Origin of the sequence: Streptomyces fumanus (genome assembly GCF_014655295.1) — a bacterium.
Taxonomy (GTDB): Bacteria; Actinomycetota; Actinomycetes; order Streptomycetales; family Streptomycetaceae; genus Streptomyces; species Streptomyces fumanus.
On the sequence record NZ_BNBI01000003.1, the window covers coordinates 25,538 to 50,666 of the forward strand.

Annotated in this window: 19 protein-coding genes and 1 pseudogene; 14 read left to right on the forward strand and 6 right to left on the reverse strand. The window is 73.0% G+C overall.

Features of this window, described 5'->3' with window-relative positions:
• Positions 1-162: 162 nt before the first annotated feature.
• Complete coding sequence (locus IE316_RS07275) at positions 163-567, forward strand: lipocalin-like domain-containing protein (RefSeq protein WP_190203325.1); 405 nt, start codon at positions 163-165, stop codon at positions 565-567.
• A gap of 177 nt (positions 568-744) precedes the next feature.
• Here the strand turns inward: IE316_RS07275 and IE316_RS07280 are convergent, their stop codons facing one another.
• From IE316_RS07280 to IE316_RS07290, 3 genes are all read right to left on the reverse strand, one after another.
• A complete protein-coding gene (locus IE316_RS07280; RefSeq protein WP_190203326.1) occupies positions 745-1,467 on the reverse strand; it encodes a dienelactone hydrolase family protein in 723 nt (240 codons plus the stop codon).
• A gap of 161 nt (positions 1,468-1,628) precedes the next feature.
• Positions 1,629-2,000 (reverse strand): fic family toxin-antitoxin system, toxin component, encoded by a 372-nt coding sequence (locus IE316_RS07285; RefSeq protein ID WP_190203327.1) that lies wholly within the window; start codon positions 1,998-2,000, stop codon positions 1,629-1,631.
• A complete protein-coding gene (locus IE316_RS07290) occupies positions 1,997-2,251 on the reverse strand; it encodes a hypothetical protein (protein WP_229910245.1) in 255 nt (84 codons plus the stop codon). Before IE316_RS07290 ends, IE316_RS07285 begins: the two co-directional genes overlap by 4 nt.
• A gap of 105 nt (positions 2,252-2,356) precedes the next feature.
• Between IE316_RS07290 and IE316_RS07295 the strand changes: the two genes are divergently transcribed.
• On the forward strand, positions 2,357-3,184 hold the full coding sequence (locus tag IE316_RS07295; protein ID WP_190203329.1) for a class I SAM-dependent methyltransferase: 828 nt from the start codon (positions 2,357-2,359) through the stop codon (positions 3,182-3,184).
• A gap of 129 nt (positions 3,185-3,313) precedes the next feature.
• Positions 3,314-5,998 (forward strand): AAA family ATPase, encoded by a 2,685-nt coding sequence (locus IE316_RS07300; RefSeq protein WP_190203330.1) that lies wholly within the window; start codon positions 3,314-3,316, stop codon positions 5,996-5,998.
• Positions 5,999-6,129: 131 nt separating this feature from the next.
• On the opposite strand, the gene IE316_RS07305 is transcribed toward IE316_RS07300, so the two are convergent.
• Complete coding sequence (locus IE316_RS07305; protein WP_190203331.1) at positions 6,130-6,708, reverse strand: TetR/AcrR family transcriptional regulator; 579 nt, start codon at positions 6,706-6,708, stop codon at positions 6,130-6,132.
• Between the two features lie 78 nt (positions 6,709-6,786).
• Here IE316_RS07305 and IE316_RS07310 point away from each other — a divergent pair, with 78 nt between their 5' ends.
• From IE316_RS07310 to IE316_RS07355, 10 genes and pseudogenes are all read left to right on the forward strand, one after another.
• Positions 6,787-7,560, forward strand: coding sequence for an oxidoreductase (locus IE316_RS07310; protein WP_190203332.1), 774 nt, complete (start codon positions 6,787-6,789; stop codon positions 7,558-7,560).
• 33 nt (positions 7,561-7,593) lie between these two features.
• Positions 7,594-7,962, forward strand: a complete 369-nt coding sequence (locus IE316_RS07315; RefSeq protein ID WP_190203333.1) for a VOC family protein — start codon at positions 7,594-7,596, stop codon at positions 7,960-7,962.
• A gap of 238 nt (positions 7,963-8,200) precedes the next feature.
• Positions 8,201-11,113, forward strand: a complete 2,913-nt coding sequence (locus IE316_RS07320; RefSeq protein WP_190203760.1) for an NACHT domain-containing protein — start codon at positions 8,201-8,203, stop codon at positions 11,111-11,113.
• A 1,566-nt stretch (positions 11,114-12,679) separates the two neighbouring features.
• Positions 12,680-14,878: a telomere-associated protein Tap gene (gene tap, locus IE316_RS07325; protein WP_190203334.1), complete on the forward strand. Its 2,199-nt coding sequence runs from the start codon at positions 12,680-12,682 to the stop codon at positions 14,876-14,878.
• Positions 14,879-14,890: 12 nt separating this feature from the next.
• On the forward strand, positions 14,891-15,448 hold the full coding sequence (tpg, locus tag IE316_RS07330) for a telomere-protecting terminal protein Tpg (protein WP_190203335.1): 558 nt from the start codon (positions 14,891-14,893) through the stop codon (positions 15,446-15,448).
• Positions 15,449-15,661: 213 nt separating this feature from the next.
• The gene (locus IE316_RS07335; protein ID WP_190203336.1) at positions 15,662-17,119 is read left to right on the forward strand and encodes an aldehyde dehydrogenase family protein; all 1,458 of its coding nucleotides are present in this window, start codon (positions 15,662-15,664) and stop codon (positions 17,117-17,119) included.
• A 65-nt stretch (positions 17,120-17,184) separates the two neighbouring features.
• Positions 17,185-17,696, forward strand: a pseudogene (locus IE316_RS07340) (helix-turn-helix domain-containing protein); the annotation flags it as partial.
• Positions 17,697-17,881: 185 nt separating this feature from the next.
• The gene (locus IE316_RS07345; RefSeq protein ID WP_229910246.1) at positions 17,882-20,641 is read left to right on the forward strand and encodes an ATP-binding protein; all 2,760 of its coding nucleotides are present in this window, start codon (positions 17,882-17,884) and stop codon (positions 20,639-20,641) included.
• A 160-nt stretch (positions 20,642-20,801) separates the two neighbouring features.
• A complete protein-coding gene (locus tag IE316_RS07350) occupies positions 20,802-21,626 on the forward strand; it encodes an alpha/beta fold hydrolase (RefSeq protein ID WP_190203338.1) in 825 nt (274 codons plus the stop codon).
• A 55-nt stretch (positions 21,627-21,681) separates the two neighbouring features.
• Positions 21,682-22,005, forward strand: a complete 324-nt coding sequence (locus tag IE316_RS07355) for a putative quinol monooxygenase (protein ID WP_190203339.1) — start codon at positions 21,682-21,684, stop codon at positions 22,003-22,005.
• 96 nt (positions 22,006-22,101) lie between these two features.
• On the opposite strand, the gene IE316_RS07360 is transcribed toward IE316_RS07355, so the two are convergent.
• Positions 22,102-22,863, reverse strand: a complete 762-nt coding sequence (locus IE316_RS07360) for a trimeric intracellular cation channel family protein (RefSeq protein WP_190203340.1) — start codon at positions 22,861-22,863, stop codon at positions 22,102-22,104.
• Between the two features lie 271 nt (positions 22,864-23,134).
• Between IE316_RS07360 and IE316_RS07365 the strand changes: the two genes are divergently transcribed.
• Positions 23,135-23,542: a DUF4190 domain-containing protein gene (locus IE316_RS07365; RefSeq protein ID WP_190203341.1), complete on the forward strand. Its 408-nt coding sequence runs from the start codon at positions 23,135-23,137 to the stop codon at positions 23,540-23,542.
• Between the two features lie 161 nt (positions 23,543-23,703).
• On the opposite strand, the gene IE316_RS07370 is transcribed toward IE316_RS07365, so the two are convergent.
• Complete coding sequence (locus IE316_RS07370) at positions 23,704-25,074, reverse strand: amidohydrolase family protein (RefSeq protein ID WP_190203342.1); 1,371 nt, start codon at positions 25,072-25,074, stop codon at positions 23,704-23,706.
• Between the last annotated feature and the right edge of the window lie 55 nt (positions 25,075-25,129).

Sequence of the window (25,129 nt, forward strand, 5' to 3'; positions counted from 1 at the left end):
CCGGCCGGGAGGTGGGTCGCGGACTTCACCTCTACGAGGCACGCACCGCACAGGACGGTCGCCGTCCCGTGGACGCCTGCGTGACGGAACCGGCCCGCACGGGTTGAACACACACCTCGGCAGCACCCCGTCGCGCCGCCCGGAAGGAACGAGCCGCCCCGCATGGACCCGTTGACGCACGACGCACTGACCGGAATCTGGCAGCTCACCGGCATGGACGCAGGGTGGCGTCACCACCCGATCCGTGTGTCCGCCCGGGGAACCCTCATCTATCTGCCGCACGGGCACGTCTGCGTGGTCCTGCAGATCAGCCCTTCGGCACGTTTCCGCGTCCGCAAGACGATCTCCTACATCGGTCGCTTCCGTGTCGACGGCGACCACGTCGTCCACCACGTCACCAGCGGCACCTGGCCGGTGCGCAACGGCAAGGAACTCCGCCGCCGGGCGGAACTCACCGGAGAGCACCTGCGCCTCACACCGGCCCGGACACCGGGAGGCGTGTCCTGCACTCTGCTCTGGCAGCGCACGACCACCACGACAAATCCGAAGACCGAGTTGCATCTTTGACCGAGTGCGGCATGAGACGGACAGAGGCTCCTCCCGTGCTCGTCACCGGGGCGACGGGCGGGCCGGCCGCCTGGTCATCGACCGACTCGGACCACGCCGGCCCGCTACCGCCCCGGCCGGTGACCCCGTCCTGCGCGGCCTCGGCCGGTGCCGTGGCCGCGCAGGTGCCCGGCGGGGTCACGTCACGGGCACGCACTCGGCGAGCAGGTCGACGACGTCCCGCCACGCCCGTCGCGCGTGCTGGGGGTGATGACCGACCCCGGGAAGCACCCTGTGCGTGACCGGCGGGTGATGGAAGGCGTGCAACGCGCCGCCGTAGACCACGAGGCGCCAGTCGACACCCGCCTCCTGCATCTCGGCGGTGAACGCCTCCCGTTGTGCCGGCGGCATGATCGGGTCCTGTGAGCCGACCCCGGCCCACACCGGGCAGCGAATGCGCGCCGCCTCTCCCGGCCGGCCCGTGGTCAGTCCGTTGACCGTCGCGATGGCGCGCAGGTCGACACCGTCGCGCCCGAGTTCCAGCGCGATCGCGCCGCCGGTGCCGTAGCCGATGGCGGCGATCCGCTCGGGATCGGTCCGCGGCTCGGCACGGAGCACGTCGAGCGCGGCACGGCCGATGTTCCGCATCCGGCCGGGGTCGGCGAGCAGCGGCATGCAACGCGCCAGCATCTCCTGCGGGTCGGGCAGACATCGTCCGCCGTGCAGGTCGAAGGCGAACGCCACGTATCCCAGTTCGGCCAGCGCATCGGCCCGGCGGCGTTCGACATCACTGAGCCCCACCCCTTCGGGCCCGACCAGCACCGCCGGCCGGCGGCCCGCACCGGCCGGGAGCGCGAGGTGCCCGGTCATCGTCAGGCCGTCGGCCGCGTAGTCGATCGTGCGTGTCGTCACCGTCGTCATGAGCGGTGACTGTAGTGATCGCCGGGCCCGGCCCGGCCGGCGTTCTGCCACCGGCAGAAGACGGGTCCCCCTGACGCAGGCGGGCACCCGGCCTTCGAGGTCGGCGCCTCCGCATACCGTCGCGGCGTGACGTGCGAGGAGCGCACCGGCGGGTCCGGGTGTCAGGGTTTCCAGGTGCGCAGCAAGGAGGCGATCCGCTCGGCGGTGCAGCGGGGATTGCCGAGTTCGTGGGCGAGTGCCGTGAGCTGTTCGCGGGTGGGGCTGACCGGAATGCTGTTGGCCTCGAGGTACATGACGGCGACGGCGCAGGCGACGGTGAGGTTGGAGCGTTCCAGCCAGCGGCAGCGGCCCAGGGTGTGCACCAGGGCGGCGGCGCGGGCGAAGACGCCGTCGTAGACGGGGGTGTCCAGGAGCTCACCGCGGTGCCGGGCGACGGCGGCGATGGGGACGCCGTAGTCGTCGGCGGCCGGATCGCGTTGCCCGGCTCGTTCCGCTGCTTCGAGGATCCAGGATTCGTCGATGTGCAGGATCACGCGGCGGCGCCGGGCTGCTGATCGTACGGGGCGTCGAGCTGCCGCTCCAGGTCGTCGAGGAACGCGCCGTGCTCGTCGATGAGCCGCTGCGCGGCCGCCATGCCGGCGGCGCGGGCGCCGGTGGTGTCCTCGATGATCAGCCGCTCCACGTACTTGTTGAAGTCGAGCCGACGGGCACGCGCGGCGGCCTTGCCGGCCTCCAGTACGTCCTGCTCCAGCCTGACCTGCGTCTGCTTCTTCGTGGAAGTCACCCCCCTATGGTAGCAGGGTGGTACCACTCACCCCGCGACCGCGAAGTACGGCGCTTTTCCCGTTTTCCTCCCCCGCGCCCGGCCCCGGCGCGGTTGGATGTCCGTATGACCTCCGCCGAGCACGCGCGGCTGATGCGCGCCAACCAGGCGAACTGGGACGCCCGCACCCCGGTCCACCTCACCAGCCGGTTCTACGGCCTGGACGAGGACCTGGATCCGGAGCGCTGGTTCGCCGCGTTCGAGTGGGCGGACCTCGGCGAGCTGTCCGGCCGGGACGTGCTCCACCTGCAGTGCCACCTCGGCACGGAGACGCTCGCCCTCGCCCGGCGTGGGGCCCGGGCGGTCGGCCTGGACTTCTCGGCGGCGTCCGTCGCGGCCGCGCGGGACCTCGCCGCGAAGTCGGGCCTGGACGTCACCTACGTCCAGGCCAACGTGTACGACGCCCTGGCGGCGCTCGGGGACCGGCGGTTCGACGTCGTCTACACCGGCAAGGGCGCCCTGTGCTACCTGCCCGACCTCGACCGGTGGGCCGAGGTCGTGTCCGGACTTCTGCGGCCGGGCGGGCGGTTGTACGTCGTGGAGTTCCACCCGCTGCTCAACGCGCTCGGCCCGAGCCCGGGCCCGGATGAGGGGCCGGAGCTGCTGCTGCGCCACGACTACCTGGCGGGGTCCGGTCCGGTACACCGGGATGCCACCTACACCTACACCGACGGCCCGGCCGTCGAGGGCGCCACGGACTGTTACGAGTGGGCGCACGGGATCGGCGAGGTCGTCAACGCGCTGACGGACGCGGGAATGAGCGTCCGGCGGCTGCGGGAGAGCGAGGAGCTGCCCTGGCCGCGCTGGCCGCGGATGGTCCGTACGGACTCCGGCTGGTGGAAGCTGCCCGAGCCGCGGATCCCCCTGCTGTACGGCCTGCTGGCCGTGCGTTGAGCTTCCTCCCGCCGGCAGCGGTACGGCGCGAGCAGAAGTGACCCGCCGGCGGCGCCCCGTCGCTAGGCTGATCACTCGTACAGCGGTGTCGGGCACCGGCGGGGAACGGCGGCACACGGGGGGCTTGCGGTGGTGTCTGTTTTTGTCGACCGGGTCGAGCACATCGACGCGCTCGAGGGGTTCCTGCGCGAGGTCGCGCAGGGCAAGGGGGGCGTGTTCGTCGTCCAGGGTGAGCAGGGCATCGGCAAGTCCGCCCTGCTGAAGGAGGTCGCCCGGCGGACCCAGGAGCGCTCGGAGGCGGCCCCTTGCCGGATCGTCCAGGCGAGATGCCTCGGCTCGATCGGCGCGGACAACGCGTACGGACCCGTCGTCGACATCCTGATGATGCTCCAGCGACCGCGCCGGTCGGTCTTCCGTCTCTTCGGGCGTTCCGCGGCGCAAGCCGCCCCGGAACTGGTGTCCTTGGTGCCCGCGCTGGGTCCCCTGCTGAAGGCCGCCGCGCAGATCACGCAGACCGCTCTGGACTCCGGGTCCGCGCAGGGCGACGGCCTGATGCCCTATCGGCAGAGCGTGGCCCGAACCGTGGCGACGGCTCTGGCCGACGCCGCGGCGGACGGCGGACCGACGGCGCTCTTCATCGACGACGCCCAGTGGCTCGACCCCAGCAGTCTGCTGGTGCTGGAGTATCTCGTGGAGCTGCTGGAGCGCGGCGGCCAGGCCATCGGGCTGATCCTCGGGCACCGCAGCGATGCCGAGCCGGAGCCCAGGACCGTCACTGACGCCCTCGCCCGCTGGGAAGGCCAAGGGGTGCTGACCCGGCGCCGGCTCGGTGGCCTGTCCGAGCACGCGGTCACCGACCTGGTCAGAGTGCACCTCGCCGGCCCGGTCACGGCGTCCGTCCCCGCCAAGCTGATCGATCTGACGAAGGGGCACCCCGTCTTCGTCACCCAGTGCCTGGGACTGATCGGCCCGGACGGGGAATTGACGGGCCCGCTGCCCGAGACGGTAGGGCCCCTGGTCCGCGGTCGGCTGGCCGGCCTCGACCCGGCCGCGAGGGAACTGCTGGTGATCGGCGCGACCCAGGGCGAGGTCTTCGAGACCGGCGTGGTGGCACGGGTGGCCGGGAAGCCGACGGACGAGGTCGTACGGCGGTTGCACGAGCTGAGCCGGCAGCACGGGCTGATCGTGCCGGTGCCGTCGCCCGACTGGGCCTTGGACAGCTTCTCCGACCACTACCGCTTCGAGAACGCCCTGCTGCACCTGGTCGTGCAGGCCGAACAGAGCCCCGCCCAGGCCAGGAAGCGGCACCACCTGATCGCCGGCGCCCTGGCGGGGTCGGCGAGCGGCAGCGGAACCGACACCCTTCCGCTGCCGGTACGGCTGGACATCGCACGTCACTACTCCTTGGCCCAGCAGTGGGACGACGCCGAGCGGGAGCAGTTCGCACTCGCGCGGGAACTGGCCGTCGGCGGGCTCTCCTTCTCCGAGGCCGAAGCCCTGTGCCGGCAGGCGGTGGACAGCGCCCGCAAGCTGCCTCCCGCGGCCGAGGACCGCGATGCCCGGTTGGCGCGGGCGATCGAACTCCTGCTCTCCCTGACCGAGGTCACCTGGCAGGGCCGCTCGGGCCCGGCCGACGGCGAGTGCCTGGAGGGCTGGGCGCGCGAGGCCGAGGAGGCCGGCCGGCGCAGCGGCGACCTGCCCTTGCGGGCCCGCACCACCTTGCTGCACGGCAAGTGCCTGCTGCGTACCCAAGGGGTGCGGCCCGCCCTCGACAAGCTGGAGGAGGCCGTGGGGCTGGCCCAGGACTGTCAGGACCCGTCCGCGCTGTTCGTGGCCCTGGCCGAGTACGGGAGCCAGTTGCCCAAGCGCGACCTGGCGGCAGGGCTGGAGGTGCTGCGCCAGGCGGAGGAGCTGTACGAGCGTGCGGGTCTCCACGGCAGCGGTGACCCGGTGGTGGGCCACGTCCGCAACCTGGCCGAGATGCAGTTGAGCGTCAGCCTCTTCGACGCGGGCCACCTGGTGACGGCCAGGGACCGGCTGGCCGGCTGCCTGCGGCGACTGCGGACCGAGCCCGTGCACGCCGAGCTGCCCGTCGGCCTGAACTACCTGGCGCAGGTGCAGCGGGCCCTGGGACGCGAGAGCGAGGCCCGCGAGGCGCTGGAGGAGGCGCTGGCCTTCGAGGAGGCGCGCGGAGGAGCGAGCGGCTGGCACGCCAACAACATGGCCCTGCTCGCCCTGCTGCTCAGCGGCGAGCCGGGCGAGCGTGACCGCTGTATGGCCATGGTGGAGGCGGCCTGGCGGGAAACCCGGCGGACCTGGCTGCTGGATCTGGTGCCCATCGTCAGGAACCTGCGGGCCGAAGTCGTACTGAACCTGGCGGGCGGCGACCCCGCGGAGCTGGCGGCGGCGGACCGGCTGGCCGAGGAAACGGTACGGGAGGCCCCCCGGACGGGAATGGTGCGCAGCGCGGTCGCGGCCCTGATCCTGCGCAGCCGTATCCACCTGGAACTGCCGGACGCCGCCGCGGCGGCCGGGTTCGCGCGCGAGGCGGTGGCGGTCCTCGACCGGGTCGGCGACATGCCGGCGCTGCGGACGGAAGAGGTGCTGCACCACGCGTCGCTCGCCCTCCGGGCCGCCGGCAGCCCTGCCGAGGCGGACGCCCTGGCCCTGCGGGCCCGCACCGAGGTGCTCCGCAAGGCGGACCTGATGACCAACCCGGCGGACCGGGACCACTTCCTGCGCGGGGTCGTACTGAACCAGGCCGTCCTCGGCACACCGGCACCTGTCGACCCGGCCGCCGAAGACCATCGGTAGCTGCCGGCACGAACGGTGCACTGATCGCTCGGGAGGCGCCCGGGCGGTCGGCACAAGGACCTCGGAGTCCGCTCCTGCGAGGACGACGGGAGCGGGCAGCGGTGAGGCGTCCGGCACGCGCGTCCCCCGGCTCAGCTCTCGCGCGGGGCTCCGTGGCGGAGGCCGTCGAGGAGGAGACCGGTGATCTGCCGGGCCTCGTCGAGCCATCCCTCGCTCACGCGCATGGCACAGACGCCGCCCAGGGCCCGCAGCAGGGTGGGCCCGGTGATGTCGCCGCGAAGGGTTCCGGCCGCGCTGCCGGCGTCGAGCAGCCGGGTCAGGGCCTCGCCCATGCGGGTGCGGGCGTCCTCGAAGACCGGTGAGTCCGTCGCCATGATGCTCTCCAGGGCGACCGACATCCCCTTGCCCACGGCGGCATGGTCCACGAGCAGCAGCAGGAACCGCCGCAGGGCCTCCTCCGGGGGGTACTGGTCCATCAGGTCGCCGGGCGCCGCGCACAGGTCGTCGACCTCCTTGCGGTACACCTCCTCGATCAGCGCCTCGCGGGTGGCGAAGTGGCGGTAGAGCGTCCCGACGGCGACACCGGCCCGGCGGGCGATGTCCTCCACGTGCGCGTCGGTGTCGCCGTCGAGGAAGGCTCGGCGGGCCGCGGACAGCAGAGCCTCGCGGTTGCGGCGCGCGTCGGCGCGCAGCGGGCGTGATGACGGCAAGGAACCTCCATAAGGTGAGTCCGACTCCGTTTAGGTGTACCGTTCCGGAGTCAGGTTCATCTTACGGAGGGGATCTCCATGCCGAACACCGACGAGGGCCTGGACGGCCTGCGCGTGCTGGTCACCGGCGGCAGCCGGGGCCTGGGCGCGGCGACCGCGCGCCGCTTCGTCGCCGCGGGCGCGACCGTGCTGACGGCCTCCCGCAGCCGGCCCGCGGAGGACGGCGGCGCCACCTTCGTGCCGGCGGACCTCTCGACGGCGCAGGGCGTGGCCGAACTCGGCCGCCGGGTCGTCGACCAGGTCGGCGGAGTGGACGTGCTCGTGAACAACGCGGGCGCGGCCAGCGCCCCGGCGCCCACCCTGAGCCGGTCCGACGCGTCCTGGCAGGCGGACCTGGAGATGAACCTCCTCAGTGCCGTACGCCTGGACCGGGCCCTGGTGCCGGGCATGGTCGAGCGGGGCTCCGGCGTCGTCGTACACGTCTCCTCGATCGCCAGCCGACTGCCCCAGCGCACCGAGGCGTCCTACGCCGCCGCCAAGGCCGCGCTCAACGCCTACAGCCGCGAACTGGCCACCGAGGTCGGCGCACACGGGGTGCGTGTGGTCTGCGTCCTGCCCGGCTTCGTCGTCACCGAGGGCGCCACCGCGCACCTCCGGCACATGGCCGAGGCGCAGGGCGTGTCCACCGAGGAGGTCACGCAGCGGATCGTGGACCACCTGAACGTCCCCATGGGCCGCCCCGGCGATCCCGAGGACGTCGCCGAGCTGATCGCCTTCCTCGCCTCCGCCCGCGCGAAGTGGCTCACCGGAGCGCAGTTCCGCGTCGACGGCGGCATCGTCCCGACCGTCTGAACACCGGCCCCTACCAGCGCGAGGAACCCCTTCATGTCCATCACCCTGAGTTCCGTGGTCGTCGACGCCGCCGAGATCGAGACGGAGAGCGCCTTCTGGCACCGGCTGCTCGGTGGCTCGATCCACCGCACGCCGGCCCATCACTTCGTCCAGGCCCCCGGCCTCCCGGTCCTCGTCGTCCAGTCCGCCCCCGGGCACACCGCCCCGACCTGGCCGGACGGCGCCTCCCAGCAGATGCACCTCGACTTCCGCGTCACGGACCTCGCCGCCGCCGACCGCAGGGCCGCCGACGCCGGCGCCACCCGGCTGCGGCCCACCGAGGAGGTCACCGCCGAGACCCGTACCGGCGGTCGCGTCTACGCCAGCCCGGCCGGACACCCTTTCTGCCTGCGGGCGGCCTGAGACCGCCCCTCCCCCGCCGCCCGTCGGTGAACGACGGGCGTACGACGGCAGGTCGTCGACGCGTCCGGTGAACCGCGTGATCCGGTGATGCGGGACGGCGCTGATCGTCCACTGACGGAGGTCAATCCCGCGGCACCCGTCACCCGAGGTGACGGTCCTGCGCCGGTTCCGGCCCGCCGGGTGGCGGGCGCGTGCCAGCGTGAGGGGTCGGTGGTCGGCTGACGGGGACGGTGGGGCCGTGGTCAGGGGGAACTCCTTCCGGCGGGCGCGCGCGGTGCGGCGGGCCGGGCTGGCGGTGGCGTGCGGGGCGCTGGTGGTGCTGGCCGTCGTCCTCGTACGCGGCGGCGGTGACGAGGACGCCGTGTCGATGTGGGTGTCGGTGGTCTCTGCCGTCCTCGCGGTGTGCACCTTCGCACTGGACCTGGTGCGCGGCGCGGAACCCGAGGAGGCGGGTGCGGCCGATCCGCCGGCGGCCGGGCGGCGGCGGGCCGCCGACGCGCTCGCCGAGGCGGTGCGCACCCAGTGGACGGCCGAGGCACGCAGGCTCCGGCTGCCCGGCCCGGCGTCCCTGGACGTGCCGTGGTCGCCGGTCGGTCCGCCGCTCGCCGACCCGGAGTCCGCCGGTCCGGTGCCCGCTCCCCGCGGGGGCGACGGACGGCCGGACGGAATCATGGCCGCGTTCCGGGCGACCCCGTCCGGGCGGCTGGTGGTGCTGGGCGAGCCGGGCGCGGGCAAGTCCGTCGTGGCCGTACGGTTCGTGCTCGGGATGCTGGAGGAGCGGCAGGAGGGCGGGCCCGTACCGGTGCTGTTCCCGCTGGCGGGCTGGGACCCGTCCGCGTCCTCGCTGAGCGGCTGGCTGGCGGAGCGGCTGGCCGCCGACTACGGCTCACTGGCCGCCACCACGGGGGACGGCCGCACGCTCGCGCGGGAACTGCTGGACGCCGGTCTGGTCCTGCCCGTGCTCGACGGCTTCGACGAGATCCCGCCGGCCGCGCACCCGGCCGCGCTGCGCTCCCTCGCCGGCGAACTCGACTCCGGCCTCGTCACCTGCCGCACCGCCGCCTGGGCGGACGCGGTACGGCGGGGCGGTGTGCTGCCCGGCGCCCGCGCGGTACGGCTGCGGGCACTGGACCTCGCCGCCGTGAGCGCCTACCTGACCCGCACCACGGGCCGCGCCGACGCGTGGGCAGCGGCCCTGGAAGCGCCTCCGGCCCATCTGGCGCGGGCCCTGCGCTCACCGCTGGCGGTGACCCTGGCGCGCACGGTGTACGAGGACCCCGCCCGCGACCCGGCCGAGCTGGCCGACCCCGACCGCTTCCCCACGGCGGAGCGGATCGAGGAGCACCTGCTGGACGCGTTCGTACCGACGGCGTTCGCGGGGCCGGGCACGGCCTGGCATCCGCGGGCGGCCCACCGCTGGCTCGGCCGTCTCGCCCGCGACGCGACCGACTCCACCGGCGGTCTGGCCTGGTGGGAGCTGGCCACCGTGATGCCCCGGCCGCTGCGCCTCCTCGGCCCCGCCCTGTGCGCGATGCTCGGCACGGCCGCGCTCCTGGTGCCCATCGCCAAGTTCGGCGGCGGGGTCGTCGCCGACTGGGACACCCACGGATCGGCGGTCCTGAACTTCGCGGGCATCCTGACCGGCCTGTGCGCGGGCCTCGCCCTGCTGCTGCCGCCGACGCCGCAGACGCCGCAGGGGTGGCGGTGGCTCGCCCGCACGGCCCTGCGGACGACGGCCGCGGCGGCGGTGGTCGGGGTAGGACTCGGGCTGCTGGTGCCCCCGATCGTCAGTTCCCGGCTCGGCGCCGTCCTCACCCCGCGGCCCGCCTGGTACCTCAACGGCTGCTGCTTCGGCCTGATCCTGGCCATGATGTCCGCCGTCGCGGGCCTGTCCCACCGCCCCGGCCCGCTCGGCCTGCCGTGGACGGGCAGCCCCGGCGGCCCCCGGACGGTCCGCGCGCTGGGCGCGCTGGTCGTCTTCGCCGGCCTGGCGGTCTACGGCTACACCGGCGCGCAGGTGCCGGCGGCGACCTGCGTCGTGGCCGGCCTGGTCCTGCTCCTGGCGGGCCTGGGCCGCACCGACCGCCCGGCGGGGCGGTACGTCGCCCCGGCCACGGCCCTGCGCGGTTTCGCCCGGGGTCTGCTGCGGGGCCTCGCCGCGTGCACGCTCATCGGCGTGTGCGCCGGGGCCGTCGTCGGGGTGATCGGCGGCTCCTTCGCCGCCTCACGGATCCACTCGGTTCCCGACTGGAAGCCCGGCAAGGAGATCGAGGGCTGGCGGCTGCTGCGGACGGCCGACGGCGAGCGCGCCGTCCGCTCGACGGCCGCGCGGGACGTCCTGCTCGTCGAACGGGCGGCACTGGACGCGCCGTTCGCCGTGGCGCGGGGCGCGCGGATCACCCGGGACGCGAAAAAGGGCGCGTTCCTGGGGCCGGTGACGATCCGGCACTCCCCCGACGCAGGCTGGGTGACCGACTGGCCGGGCGGCCCGGCCGCCTGGCGGGGCCGCCCGGTGGACGCCCACAACCTCGTCCTGGCGCTGCCCGAACCGGTCCGGCTGTGGCTGGTACGCCGGGACGTCTCGGCCGTCGTCCTGGACGCCGTCGGCCCGCTGGTGGCGTTCGGGGTGCTGGTCGGCCTGATCGGCGGCTGCGCGTCCGGTGTGTACCGGGCCCTGGACACGCCCTCGGACGTCATCCGCGCCGTCGGCCCGCGCAGCACCCTGCGCACCGACCGCACCGCCACTGTCGTCCGCAGCGCCGTCGCGGCCCTGCTGGCGGGCGCGGTCTGCCTGCTGCTGATCGCCGTGAGCGGCCGGGGCAGCACCCTGGGCACCATGCACACCGAGCTGTGGGTGCCGGTCGGCACGTCCACGCTCGCGCTCAGCGCGTGGGGCCGCACGGCCACCGCCCGGGTCTGGCTGGCGTGGACGGGCCGGGCCCCCTGGCGGCTGATGACGTTCCTCGCCGACGCCCACCGCCGCGGCGTGCTGCGGCAGTCCGGCGCCCGGTACGAGTTCCGCCACCAGCGCCTCCAGCGCCGACTGGCCACGACCGCGCCGGCCGCGGACCGGCACGCGCCCTCCTCCCCTCCCCCGCCCTCCGACGAGGCGTTGGCACCGGCCCGTAGCACCGGGCGGAACAGCGGATGAGGAGGACTACCCGATGGCCCTCACGCACCGGACTTCGGTTCCCCGGACCGACGACTGGTCTCATGAATCATCGGTGAAGGCAGATGTGTCACCGGCCTGGCTCGCGGTGAGAACGAACACCAAGGACTGACAGCCGAGGCGGGCTTGGCAGTTGGGCTGGGTGGGAGGCAGAATCCCGCAAGTATCGAGTCACGGCGCGGTGGCTCTTGACGACGCCCCCACTACGCGAATCGAAGCTGAAGGTCTGTTCAGGGATTCACGGCTTCCGCACAGGGGTAACAGCGACACTGTCTCAGAGACAACGCGAAAGGTGCGCTCATGGCTGACTCCGCGGGACAAACGCACGGTAAGAATGGCGCCCGAGAGGTGGACCTGGAGTCGGGAGTGCCACAGCGCGCACCCTCGACCGGCGGAGAGAGTAAGCTCTGGGACATCGCCAAGAAAGTCACTCTTACGGCCACCATGGGCTCGATTTCCATCGGTTACGGGCTGAGCAACCGAGAGATTCGCGCCCTTGGATTCGGACTCCTCGCTGCCTACAACGGGGAAAAGGCAGCGGAGAGTTGGCCGGACCGTGAGGCAGCCGCACCGAACTTCGCCACTGCCCTCGGTACCATGGTGTGGGCGGCCGGAACGGGAACGGGCAACAAGGTCGCGTCCACCGTGGGGCCCGCTGTCAATGCCGCGGCGAATGCCGTCTCTGCTGCACTGAAATTCAGACGGGGCGACACAGCGGGCGGGGCCAGGGATTTGGTCGATTTCTCCGAGATGGCCGCGTTTGTGGGTGCGGGTATCACGCAGGCCCCGGCAGCGCGCGCCGTCGCCTTCTCAGCCACAGCAGTGGGATTCGCCGCCGATGCGTGGAAGGAAGACGCAGCCTTCTACGGGCATGCAGTTGGCGCAGCCCTATGGGCAGCCGGGGCCGGGATGCGGAACGATTACGTACAGGCTGCCGGAGCAGGGGGTGTGGCTCTCGCAGAACTCGGACGACTCGTCTACCCGTACCTCGCGCCACGCACTCAGGACTCCTCGCCGGAAGCAGCTCCGGAACATCCGCTTGCCGCACTGACGGCCCGGCAGGAGACGACTCCCACCGCGGTGGCCGTACCCGCTCAGGTTCCCGGCACCGCCGTCGCGGAAGTGGCGAACCGACCGCTGCCGTCCGGCCCGACCGCGGAGCCGACGAACGCCCAGTACGCTGCGCCCCACCCGGTCCAGGGAACGGCGTCTCTGTTTCTCCCCAGCCCACCCGCAGCGTCGTACGCCGACGACGCGCCCCCCAGCACCAGGATGAGGTCGCTGTCGGCTCCCGCCGGCTTCCGCTCCGCATCCGAAAGGACGGCTGCCCCGGCCTCGCTGACTCGCTCGCAGTCTGCCCAGGACCTGCGTTCACCTTCTGCTCGTCGTCGCTGACCCGCGAGATCTCGCTCCTGAGGCGGGCAACTGGGTGCTGCTGGGACGAGCAGCACCCAGCAGCCCCGCACGCCGTTCGCACGCGGAACGTACGGTGCATGCACGCGAACCGTACGTTCCGTGGGATAGGGTCCGGGCGGGAGGAGGTGCTCCATGTCCGAGTTGTTCGACGCCGTCGACGCGCTGGTCGCGTCGCGCTCTCCGCTGCCGCCGGTGGAGGAGCGCAAGCGGCTGCGTACCGCGCACGGTCTGACGCTGGACGAAGTCGCCGCCGCGCTGAAGGTGCGGCGGGCCACGGTGTCCGGCTGGGAGTCGGTGAAGAAGCCGACCGAGCCACGCGGGCCCGAACGGGAGGCGTACGCGCGGCTCTTGAACAAGCTCGCGGAGCTCTACCCCGCGCCCGCCGTCAACCCGGATCCGGCGCCCGCCCCGGAGGAGCGCACTGCGCCAGCGGACCGGGCCACGGCCCGGCCCGAGACCACTCAGCCCCACGCCGCTCCCGCCCCCGCAACCGCTCCCGCCGCCGCTGAGCCGGCCGCCGCGCGCCCGGTGCGTACCGCCAGGAGCGCGTCGACGTCGCGCCGCCCCGGTGCGAGCAAGGCGGCCCCGGCGGGCGGCACCGACCCGCGCTTCGCCAACGGTCCGCTCGCGGTCGTCGACGTCGGCGAGGACGGCCAGGTCCTCGCGTACTGCGTCGGCGGCCTGGTCCTGGACGTGCCCGCCAAGAGCCTCCCGGCCCTGGTCGACTGGACGCTGAAGGAGGCGAAGCTGGGGCAGCCGAAGCTGTCCGGTCCCGGCAAGGACGCCGACCCGCTCCTCGTCCTCACCGAAGCCGCCCTCGCGCGCTACGGCCTGCCCGCCGCCCTCACCGACGAGGAGCGGCTCGCCGGACGGCTCCCGCAGAATCACAAGGTCGTCAAGGAGTTGGCGCGGGCGGAGTGGAAGCTGACGAAGCGCGGGTTCGGGCCGTGGGCACGGATCTACCGCCCCGCGACCGGCGCGGAGCGGAGCTGCGTGCAGTTGTGCATCCCCTCCTGGCACGCGCTGGACACCCGGCACTGGGGCGGAGCCGGACAGCTCCCGCCGGCGGAACTCGCCCGTGTGCTGGGCGTGTACGCCTCCCGGGTGATGACGCCACGCGGCTCCACCGCCGTCACCGGCCTGGAGCTGATGACCGCGCTGCACCCGCCGACCCGCGCCTCCGAACCGGACGCCGACGGCACGCGGCACTCCGAACATAACCCCGGCTCGCTGGGCAAGGACCCGGTGGACCCGGCGCCGTGCGAGGCCCCCGACGGCCACCCGCTGCTGGCGGACCTGCCGCGCTTCCACGTCCGTGGCCCGGGCGAGAAGCTGTTCGAGGAGGCGTACGACTGGGCGCGGCCGATGACGGACGCCGAGTGCACCCTGCGGTACCTGGTCGGCATCGACGTGAACATGGCCTTCGCCGCCGGGGCCAACGGCCTGGTGGTCGGCCTCGGCGCCCCCACCCGCGTCAGGAAACCCGCGTTCGACCCGAAGCTGCCCGGCTCATGGCTGGTCGACCTGTCCCACGTCGACCTGTCGCGGGTGAAGGCCGGCAAGGAGTGGGTGGAGCTCGACGGCGACCTGCTGCCCAGCCCCTTCACGCCGGGGGGCGACCGCCCCGAGGGCCCGGCCTGGTACGCGACGCCGACCGTGGCGTACGCGGTGGAACTGGGCTACGAGGTGCGACCGGTCGAGGCGTACGTCCGGTACGAGAACGGGCGCTACCTGGACGGCTGGTACCAGCGGCTGCGCGACGCCTACCTGGCCACGATGGCCGACCTCGGGGTGCACCCGGACATGGCGCCGGCCGACTTCCTCAAGGCCATGGACGGCAGCAAGGAGCGCGATCCGGAGCTGGCGATCGTCGTCTCGGCGATCAAGGCGACCGTCAAGGGCGGCCTGGGCAAGCTCCGCGAACGTCCGCGCGGCGAGGGCTGGCGGCCCGGCGAGCCGTGGCGCGCCCTGTCCCGCCCCACCTGGCGGCCGGACATCCGCGCGGCGGTCATCTCCCGCACACGTGTCAACCTGCACCGCAAGATCGTCAAGCATGCGGCGGTCACCGGGCAGTACCCGGTCGCGATCCTGTCCGACTGCGTCGTCTACGCCTCGCCCGGGCCGAGCCCGCTGGACTTCCTGCCCTACCGGGACGGCAAGCCGCTGCCCGGCGGCTTCAAGCTCGGCATCAACCCGGGCCTGGTCAAGCACGAGGGCACCCAGAGCGTCCTGTGGGGCGAGGAGGTCCGGGAACGGTTCGACGCGCCGGAACTCAACCTCGCCCGGTACATCAAGGACGGCACGGTCACCGACGCCGACAACGGCGAGTAGGGGGGAGCGGCGGTGAGCCTGTTCGGTGAGGGTCTGGAGGCCGCGGTGCAAAAGGCGTTCACCCGCCCGGCACCCAAGACGGCGCCCGCCCGGATGCGGTATCTGGTCAAGCAGTTGAAGACCACCAAAGCGGTCGCGCAGACGCTCGGCGTCTCCCAGCGCACCGTCGAACGTTACGTGAAGAACCAGATCAGGACACCGCGGCCCGAGCTGGCCGCGCGCCTGGAGCGCGAGGTGACCCGGCGGTGGCAGCCGCAGGTGCGGGCCAGGGCCAGGCAGCGGGCGGCGACGACCGACGGCATCGTCATCGACACCCGCGCCCGCATCGGCTACACCGCACCGATCGGCACGACCGACGACGCCCGGCTGCGGCACGTGACCATCGCGCTCCCCCCGCGGTACGCCGCCCGCCTCTTCGACGCCCAGCAGGCCGGCGCGGGCGACCGGCAACTCCAGCAGATCGCCGCCGAGGGCCTCAAGGAGGTGTACTTCCAGGACGGCGGCCGCCGCGCCGGCTCACTGGAGGAGATCCGCTTCACCGACATCGAGCACATCGAGTTCGAGCTGTAGCGGCCACGCGTCGAGTACGGCGTCTTCCGGACCGGTGAGCCGAAGCACGGTAGATGTCGTGTCGCCTAGGCAGTCTTGTTGTCACCTGGGATCTGAGCATGCCGTCGGCCGGGTGTCAGTCGACTGACGGAGGCTGCCGGCACGGCCGCCGAGCCATTCTCGTGGAGACATCGCAACCGCCCGGAACCCGGGCGAGACCACGAGGAACAGACCATGAACACCATCGCGCAGCACTGGATCGACGGACAGTGGACCGGCTCCGGTTCGGTCCTGGAATCGATCAACCCGGCCGACGGCACCGTCGTCGGCTCGTTCTACGACGGTGGCGAGGCGGAGGCCGCGGCCGCCGTGGACGCCGCCGCCGCCGCGTTCACGGCCACCGCATGGGCGCGCACTCCCTCGCTCCGGGCGACCGCACTCGGCCGGCTGGCCGACGCCCTCGAGGCCCGGGTGCCCGAGGTCGCGGCCATGCTGTCCCGGGAGAACGGCAAGCTGCTGGGTGAGACCACGTGGGAGGTCAGCGGCGCGGTCGGGTGGCTGCGGTACGCGGCGGCCTCTGTGCGCACCCAGACCGCCGGGCGCGCCGCCGAGACGGCACCCGGCCAGTACACCCACTCGGTGCCCGAGCCGCTCGGTGTCGCCGGGATCATCTCTCCCTGGAACTCCCCCATCATGCTGACCGTGCGGGCACTGGGCCCGGCGCTGGCCGCCGGGTGCACCGCCGTGGTCAAGCTCCCGGCTCAGACGGCGCTGACCAACGAGCTCTTCGCGCAGGTCCTGGCCTCGGTCCCGGAGATCCCGGCGGGTGTGGTCAGCGTGTTCACCGAGTCCGGCAACACCGGGGCCCCGTTCCTGGTCTCCTCGGACAAGGTCGACGTGATCAACTACACCGGCAGTACGCCGGTCGGGCGCCGTATCGCGGCCGCGGCCTCCACCACGCTCAAGCGGCTCGGTCTGGAACTGGGCGGCAAGGCGCCGATGGTGATCTTTCCCGACGCCGATCTGGACATGGTGATCCCGACTGTCGTGCAGTCGCTGGTGCTGATGAACGGGCAGTTCTGCTGCACCGGCTCCCGTGTACTGGTGCACCGGGACATCGCCGACCAGGTGCGCACCCGGCTCACGAGCGCGCTCGCGCAGGTGCGGCTCGGGTCGGGCGACGACGAGAAGGCCCAGCTCGGCCCGGTGATCGACCGGGCGTCCGCCCAGCGGGTGGACGCGATCGTCGAGGAGGCCGCCTCGTACGGCACGGTGCTGCTGCGCGGCGGTGTGGTCACCGACGGCCCGCTGGCCGCCGGGGCGTTCTACCGGCCGAGCCTGATCGAGGTGGACCGCACCGACGTCCGGATCGTGCAGGAAGAGGTCTTCGGTCCGGTCCAGACGTTCGAGGTCTTCGACGACGAGGACGACGCCGTGACCAAGGCGAACGCCACCATCTACGGCCTGGCCGCCTCGGTGTTCAGCTCGGACTCGATGAAGGCCCGCCGGATCGCCCGGCGCATCCGCACCGGCACGGTATGGATCAACACCTGGGGAGCCATCAGCGAGGACTTCGAGGAGGGCGGCGTCAAGGGCAGCGGTTACGGCTACCTGTGCGGCCCGCGGGCGATCGAGGAGTTCCAGGCTCTCAAGGTGTACGTGGAGCAGGACCACACCCAGTCCGCTCACTGATCCTCCCGTAACTCGTCACCAGGGCACGGGGGTTCCGTCTGCACCGGGCAGCGGGAGGAGGCGGTATGGCACGGCAGGAGCTGGCCCGATACCTGCGCAAGCGCCGGGCGGCCCTGCGGCCGCACGAGATCGGCCTGGCGGAGACGGGCACCGCCCGCCGCACACCGGGTCTGCGCCGCGAAGAGGTGGCGGAGCTCGCCCACATGTCGGTCGACTACTACACGCGGCTGGAGCAGGCCCGGGGACCGCGGCCGTCGGCCCGGATCCTGGACGCGTTGGCCCGCGCGCTGCGGCTCGCGCCGGCCGAGCGCAGCCACCTGTTCCGCCTGGCGGGTTCGAGCGCGCCGCCCGGCACCAGCGCCGTGCGGTGGGTCCGCCCGCACGTGGCCCGGATGCTGGAGCGGCTGCCGGAGACCGGCGCCATCGTCACTGACGCGGCGTACCACGTCGTCGCCTGGAACCCCCTGGCCAGGCACTGTTCGGCGGCGACCTCGGAGACGGGACGGCGAACCTGGCCCGCCGCCGCTTCCTGGGCCGGGGGCGGACGTACGAGAGTTCCAGCGCCGAGGAAGCCGGGCAAGCAACCTGAGATGCCGAGGCATGATCTTCGTCCGGGAGCCGGGGGTGTCGGCGAAGCGGATGGCTTCGGGCTCCGTTTGCCGGTGGGTGCGATGATTGCTGGTCAGTGCGTGGCTGGTGGTTCGACTGCCTCGCGGGGCATAGCGAGGGACACGGCGGATGTGGGCGAAGTCGAGGACAGACATGGGCGTCGGCCCGACCGGACTGATCGGCCGGGAGGGCGAGCTCGCCGAGCTCGCGGCGTTCCTGGGCGTGGCCGGGACGAACGGAGCCGCCCTGCTGCTCGCCGGTGATCCGGGCGTGGGCAAGACGGCACTTCTGGACGCGACCGCCGAGCTGGCAGTGGCGCAGGGAATGCGGGTCGTCCGCGGGAGCGGCGACGAGTACGAGACGGACATCGGCTTCGCGGGACTCCATCAGCTCGTCGACTCGCTGCCGGACGAGCTCGGTCGTCTGCCGCGTTCCCCGCGGGAGGCCCTCGAGGTCGCCCTCGGTCTCGGCACGGGTCCCGCGCCGAGCCGGATCGCCGTCCTCAACGCGGCACTGTCCCTGTTCGACGAGGCCGCGAAGGAGCGGCCGTTGCTCCTCGTGGTCGATGACCTCCATGCCGTCGACCGGGCGAGCCGGGCCGCGTTGGGTTTCGTCGCCAGAAGACTGGGCGGTCGCCGCCTCGGGCTGCTCGGAGCCCAGCGAGAGGAGCCCGACACATCCGCCGGGTCCACCGGTCTGCCGGAGCTCCAGATCGCGCCCCTGGACGACGCGGACGCCCTGCGGCTGCTCTCCCGGCGCTTCGCCCACCTCCCCCGCCGGGTCCTTTCGGCCTTGGCGCACGAGGCACAGGGAAACCCCCTGGCTCTGCTCGAGTTCGCCGGGTCCACCGGGGCATCCGGCGGCCGGCACGGCCAAGGGGCGGGGTGGGCGAGCGGCCAGGGACGGGACGTGCGCGCTCTGTACAGCGCCCGCGTCGGGCGGCTGCCGCACAGAACGCGCGAGGTACTGCTGCTCGCGGCTCTCGAGGGCTCCGGCGACATCGGCGTTCTCGAGGCGGCCGGCGGGCCGGGCGGGCTCGACGCGCTCGCTCCCGCGGAGCGCGACCACCTGGTCATGGTGGCGGAGCACGGCCGTACGGTGCGCTTCAGGCACCCGCTGGTCAGGTCCGCGGTGGTCGACGGTTCCACCGGCGAGCAGCGGCGCACCGCGCACCGCCGGCTGGCCGACGCGCTGGGCGACCAGCCCGAGCGGCGCGGTGACCACCTCGCGAGAGCCACGACGGCGCCCGACGAGGCGGTCGCCGCTGACGTGGAGTCGGCGGCCCGCAGCAGTCTGCGACGCGGTGACGCCGACGGCGCGATCGCGAGGCTGCGGCGCGCGGCCGAGCTGAGCCCCGACCGGGCGGTCCGCAGACGCCGCCTGTCGCAGGCCGCCTACGTCGCCGCCTGGGTCGCGGGTCATCTGGAGGTCAGCCACGAGATCATGCGTGAGGTCGAGGGTGATCCGGCGGCCCGGTCGCTCTCGGCGGCCGCGACGGCCGGCTTCCTCGTGCTCGTCACGGAAGGGGACGCCGACACCGCCCACGCGCGGCTGATGGAGGCGATCGAGCAGGCGCCGATGTCGCCCGGTCCGCCGTCCGGCGAGCTGGAGACCGCGCTGTTCACCCTCACGCTCGCCAGTCAGTACTCGGGCCGGCCCGAGCACTGGCGGCCTCTGTCCGAGGTCCTCGCACAGTTTCCCGCGGCGTCGCCCGTCGCCGCGGCGTCCCTGGGGCGCGTCCACCACGACCTCGGCTCCCTCACCGACGGCATGCTGCGCCGCCTGGACGAGGAGATCGCGCGGCTGAGGGACCAGAGCGACGCCGACGTGGTCATCCGCACCGCCCTGACCGCCTCCTACCTCGACCGGCTTCCGGGCTGCCGCGAGGCCGTGTCCCGGGTCATACGCGACGGCGGCGCGGTGGGGTCGAGCATGCCGGCCCTGATGTTCGTCGCCCTGGACGACCTCTACACCGGCCGGTGGCAGCGGTCGGCCGACGCCGCGGACGAGCTCATCGCACTGTCCGAGGAGACCGGCTACCCCTTGTTCGCCCAGGTGGGGCAGTACATCGCCGCGATGTCCGCGGCCCAGCGCGGCGACCTCGACGCGTGCCGCCGCCACTGCGAGGCCGTCTGGGGGTGGTCGGGGCCGAGGGGACTGCGTCGGCTGGAGAACTGCGCCCACCAAGCGGCGGCCCGGGCGGCCCTGGGCGACGCCGACTTCGAGACGGCGTTCCGGCACGCCACGGCGATCTGCGCCCCGGGTGAGCTGCCGCCGTTCAACCCCGAGGCCGTGTGGTCCGCGCCGGACCTCGTCGAGGCCGCCGTGCGCACCGGGCGGCACGCGGAGGCGCGACGGCACGCGGACGCGCTGCGCGACGCCGGTGTCGGCCGCCTCTCGCCGCGGCTCGCGCTGAGCGCGGCCACGGCCACGGCGATGACATCGGCTGCCGAGGACATGGCCCGGTGCTTCGAGGAGGCACTCGCCCTGCCGGGCGTCGAGCAGTGGCCCTTCGAGGTCGGCCGGGCTCATCTGGCGTACGGCGAGAGGCTGCGCCGCCAGGGACTCAACCGCGAGGCCCGGGTGCGACTGGCCGTCGCCCGCGGCCGCTTCGAGGAGCTCGGGGCCCGTGCGTGGCAGGCCCGGGCCGCTGCGGAGCTGCGGGCCACCGGCATGACGCGGACCGGCCGGGGCAAGGCCGGTGAGGCCCTCACCCCGCAGGAGCTGGAGGTCGCCAGGCTGGCGGCGACGGGGCTGTCGAACCCGCAGATCGCGTCGCGTCTGTTCCTTTCGCCGCGGACCGTGTCGTCGCACCTCTACCACGTGTTCCCGAAGCTGGGGATCACCTCGCGGGCCGAGCTGCGCGACGCTTTGGCGGCGCTGCCTCCCGAGCCTTCGGCCACCCGGCCGTGAGAGCCACCGGGCGGGCCCCAGCACGGCCCCGGTACTGGCCTGAGCATGCCGTCGGCCGGATGTCAGTCGACTGACGGAGGCTGCCGGCACGGCCGCCGAGCCATTCTCGTGGAGACACCGAAACCGCCCGGTACCCGGGCGAGACCACGAGGAGCGGACCATGCCGTACGTCACCGCCAGGGACGGCACCGAGATCTTCTACAAGGACTGGGGTACGGGCCGGCCGGTCATGTTCCACCACGGCTGGCCGCTGAGCTCGGACGACTGGGACGCCCAACTGCTCTTCCTCCTCCACCACGGCTACCGTGTCATCGCCCACGACCGCCGGGGGCACGGGCGCTCCGCCCAGGTCGACCATGGGCACGACATGGACCACTACGCGGCGGACGCCGCCGCCGTGGTGGCGCACCTCGGGCTGCGCGACGTCGTCCACGTCGGCCACTCCACCGGTGGCGGAGAGGTCGTCCGGTACGTCGCCAGGCACGGTGCCGGGCGGGTCGCCAAGGCCGTCCTCATCGGAGCGGTCCCGCCGCTCATGGTCCAGACCGAAGCGAACCCGGGAGGGCTGCCGGTCGAGGTCTTCGACGGCTTCCGCGAGGCCGTGGCCACCAACCGCTCCCAGTTCTACCTCGACCTCGCCTCCGGGCCGTTCTACGGGTTCAACCGCCCGGGCGCGGACATCTCCCAGGGCGTCATCCAGAACTGGTGGCGCCAGGGAATGACCGGCAGTGCCCAGGCGCACTACGAGGGGATCAAGGCGTTCTCGGAGACCGACTTCACCGACGACCTCCGGGCGATCGACGTGCCCACGCTCATCATGCACGGCGACGACGACCAGATCGTCCCGTTCGCCGACTCCGCCGAGATCGCGGTCACGTTGGTCGAGAACGCGCGCCTGAAGGTCTACCCGGGGCTGTCCCACGGCATGTGCACCGTGAACGCCGACGCCGTCAACGCCGACCTCCTCGGCTTCATCGAGAGCTGACACCGGCCCGGTACCGGCACACCGCCCGCCAGCACGGAACAGAACAGGAATCATCATGACCGCAACACCCAACGGATACGTGACCGTCGTATGGGACGCGAAGGCGAAGGCGGGCAGGGAGGCCGACCTCAAGGCGTTCATCACCGCCGCCGTCACCCCCTCGCGCAACGACCCCGGCAACATCGACTACGAGGCCCACGAAGTCGAGGGCCGGCCCGGCGAGTTCGTCATCTACGAACGCTGGGAGACCCGCGCGCACCTCGACGCCCACCTCGCCGCGCCCCGCATGCGGGAACTCGTCCCGCGGATGCTGGAACTGATCGACGGTTCCATCGAGGACGGCATCCGCCTGCTGCGCCCGTTCCGTCCCGCCCACTAGCGCCGAAGGCCCGCCGGCATCGACGCCGGCGGGCCGCACCGCCGCGGACCGCTCCCGCGACAGTCCTGGCAAGCCCCCCCCCGCCCGGCGCACCGGTCAGGGTCGCGGACCCTCGGCGAAGACATCGCGGGGCACCGTCAGCCGTAGCGTGTCCTCGCCGGAACCGGGGACGGGGCGGTGGCCACCGGCCGTCGGCGGTACGCCGAAGCCGCCGTTCCTGTGCGGAGCCCTGGAGCGCCACATGGACGAGCGGGGCAGACGCCAGCGGAAGTGCGTCGCGAGCAGACGCAGCACGCAGGCGGCGGCTGCCGCGGACATCGCCGTCCGCACGTCGAGTGTGCCCGTGCCGTGCAGCAAGGACACACCGCCGGCGCCCGCCATGGCCGGTACGGCGTAGAGATCCGCGTTCCAGCGCATCAGCGTCGGCAGTTCCCTGGACACCACGCTCGCGAGGACCCCGCCGCCGACGGCCGTCGCCACGCCCAGAGCGGCGGCAGGCACCGGCCCCATGCCGTGCTGCAGCGCCTTGATCGTCCCGGTGACACTGAACAGACCCAGCGCCATGGCGTCCAGGAGCCGGACCGCCCAGGACTCCTCGTCCGGGGGCCTGCCGAAGTAGACGGCCAGTGCCGTCACGAGGGCGGCCGTCGGGTATCCGGGGTCGGTGAAGGCGACGGGGGGCACGTCCAGGACGAGATCTCTCAGCAGGCCGCCACCGAGCCCCGCGGCCTCGGCGACCACGACGGCGGCGAAGAGGCCGAAGTCCTTGCGTACGGCGAGGCAGGCTCCGGAGAGCGCGAAGGCGAAGATGCCCAGGAGGTCGAAGCAGTACTGGGCCGAAGGGGCGAACAGGTGCATGGGGGCCGGATTCTTCAGTCGGAGTGCGGTGCTTGCGGGGCCGGGCCGGCCGGGATGTCACCGGTGTCGTACGTGCCCGGGAGGCGTTCCGTGAGGGTCAACGGACCCCGGTCCGCGCCGGTTCAACAGCCGCGGCGACCGAGCGCGCCCCGTCACGGCGGCGGTAGCGGACGGCGAAGACACGGACGGCATAGGCGAGTTCGGGGATGACGGACATGCCCGGGCCCACTCGGGGCAGCCAATCACCCAAGGGACAAGGGAGGTTGGAGAAATGGTTTCGACGCAGAACCATTACGCGGCGAGCGGGACCGGCCCCGGTACGACGGCCGAGCGTCGCAACGGATTCGGGATCGCGGCGCTGGTGCTGGGCCTGTGCGCCGCCGTCCTGTTCTGGACCGTGATCGGCGGCATCGTGCTGGGAGCGCTCGCCGTGGTCTTCGGGATCCTCGGGTACCGCCGCAAGAAGCGTGGCCTGGCCACCAACGGGGCGATGGCCCTGATCGGCGCCGTCGTGGGCGCACTCGCCCTCATCGGCTCGTCGGTCATCCTGGCGGCGGGCGTCGCGGTGTTCAACTCCGACGAGTTCAAGAGCTACTCCGACTGCGTCGACCACGCGAACACCGCTGCCGAGCGCGACCAGTGCGCCAAGGACTTCCAGAAGGACACGAACCGCGACTGAGGTGCCGCGTGGTGCTGCCGGCCGCCCCCGGCGCACCCACTGTGCGACGCCCTGCGCCAACAAGCCCAGCTCCGTCCGGGTGCGGCTGCGTCTCGTGGTGGCACCCGGCCGTCACAGGCGGTGCGCGCGGGCAGGGTCTGCGACCGGCCTGCCGCTTCCCCTCACGCGGGCAGCGGCAGGCCGGCGGCGTGGAAGAGCCGGTCACGGGAGGCGGCGGCTTCCTCGAAGACGGCGTCGCCGGCCTTCAGTACGCCGTTCTCCTTGAGGACGTCACCGGCCACGACCACCAGGTCGACGTTGCCGGCGTGGCCGCCCGCGACGATCGTCGCCGCCACGTCCGTGGCGGGAAGGGTGTTGACGTGGTCCAGCCGGATCATGATCAGGTCGGCTTCCTTGCCCGGCGTCAGGCTGCCGGTGCGGTCGTCGATGCCCGCCGCGCGGGCGCCCTCGATGGTGGCGAAGGACAGCAGGTCCGCGGCGTCGAAGGTGGGCAGACCGGGGGCCCGGTCCATGGGGCCCGCGGCACCGGCGAGGACGAGTTGCTGGTAGGCGAGCGTGGCCCGCATGACGCCGAACATGTCCCCGCTGACGATGGTCTCGGTGTCGACGCTCAGGCTCGGGCGGATGCCGGCGGCCAGCAGCCGGTTGGTGGCCGGCTGGCCGAGGCCCGGCATGAAGACCTCGAGGGCGCCCGCCACGGAGGCGGTGGCGCCGTGCGCGGCCAGCATCCGCAGTTCCTCGTCGGTCGTGGTGCAGCAGTGGATGAACGTCATGTCGGCGGCCAGCAGTCCGGACTCGGCGAGCTGCCGGACGGCCTGCCGCTGGGCACCCCACTCGCCGAGCCCGACGTGCATGCTGATGCGCAGGCCCAGTTCACGGGCGAGCCGGATGTCCCGTTCGGAGACCTCAGGCGTGGACAGCTCGGGGCCGCGGAGCATGGCGTTGAGGGTGACGCGTGCGGTGTCGTCGGGCAGCACCTCATGGCGGATGCGCCGGATGTCGTCGGGGTGTGAACGGTCGCTGCCGAACTGCCACTGCTCGGCCTCGGTGGAGGGCCAGCCGTGGTCGAAGACCGCGCGGATGCCCGACTCCCAGTGCGCCGCGATGGCCGCGTCCGAGTGTTCGGGGCTGTTGCTGATGTGGGACTCGTCGCGCACGGTGGTCACGCCGCTGTCGAGGGAGAGCAGGTCGGCGGCCAGGTTGCCGATGTGGACGTCGCGGGGTTCGAAGTGCTGGCCGAGGCCGATCTGCACATGGCTGCGGTACTGCTGGTAGGTCCAGGCGGGGCCCAGGTTGCGCAGGGCCCCCTGCCAGTTGTGGCGGTGGGTGTCGATGAAGCCGGGCAGGAGGGCGTTGCCCGTGCCGTCGATGACCCGGGCCCGGCCGTCGGACAGGTCCGGTCCGACGTCGATGATCCGGCCGTCGGCGACGAGGACATCACCCACGAGGTTGCCGAGCTTGTCGTCCTGCGTCATCAGGTACGCACCCTTGATCAGGAGGCGTTCCTTGTTCTGTGAGCGCTGGTGGGGCATCGGTGATTCCTTTCGTGCCGTCCGTGGCACTGTCGTGCTCCGCTGCCCGGGCGTG

What these genes read in the sequence shown, in the direction of transcription:
- IE316_RS07275 (WP_190203325.1), top strand. Translation starts at nt 163, where the DNA reads ATGGACCCGTTGACGCACGACGCACTGACCGGAATCTGGCAGCTCACC.
- IE316_RS07280 (WP_190203326.1), bottom strand. Translation starts at nt 1,467, where the DNA reads ATGACGACGGTGACGACACGCACGATCGACTACGCGGCCGACGGCCTG.
- IE316_RS07295 (WP_190203329.1), top strand. Translation starts at nt 2,357, where the DNA reads ATGACCTCCGCCGAGCACGCGCGGCTGATGCGCGCCAACCAGGCGAAC.
- IE316_RS07310 (WP_190203332.1), top strand. Translation starts at nt 6,787, where the DNA reads ATGCCGAACACCGACGAGGGCCTGGACGGCCTGCGCGTGCTGGTCACC.
- IE316_RS07315 (WP_190203333.1), top strand. Translation starts at nt 7,594, where the DNA reads ATGTCCATCACCCTGAGTTCCGTGGTCGTCGACGCCGCCGAGATCGAG.
- tap (WP_190203334.1), top strand. Translation starts at nt 12,680, where the DNA reads ATGTCCGAGTTGTTCGACGCCGTCGACGCGCTGGTCGCGTCGCGCTCT.
- IE316_RS07335 (WP_190203336.1), top strand. Translation starts at nt 15,662, where the DNA reads ATGAACACCATCGCGCAGCACTGGATCGACGGACAGTGGACCGGCTCC.
- IE316_RS07345 (WP_229910246.1), top strand. Translation starts at nt 17,882, where the DNA reads ATGGGCGTCGGCCCGACCGGACTGATCGGCCGGGAGGGCGAGCTCGCC.
- IE316_RS07350 (WP_190203338.1), top strand. Translation starts at nt 20,802, where the DNA reads ATGCCGTACGTCACCGCCAGGGACGGCACCGAGATCTTCTACAAGGAC.
- IE316_RS07355 (WP_190203339.1), top strand. Translation starts at nt 21,682, where the DNA reads ATGACCGCAACACCCAACGGATACGTGACCGTCGTATGGGACGCGAAG.
- IE316_RS07360 (WP_190203340.1), bottom strand. Translation starts at nt 22,863, where the DNA reads ATGCACCTGTTCGCCCCTTCGGCCCAGTACTGCTTCGACCTCCTGGGC.
- IE316_RS07365 (WP_190203341.1), top strand. Translation starts at nt 23,135, where the DNA reads ATGGTTTCGACGCAGAACCATTACGCGGCGAGCGGGACCGGCCCCGGT.
- IE316_RS07370 (WP_190203342.1), bottom strand. Translation starts at nt 25,074, where the DNA reads ATGCCCCACCAGCGCTCACAGAACAAGGAACGCCTCCTGATCAAGGGT.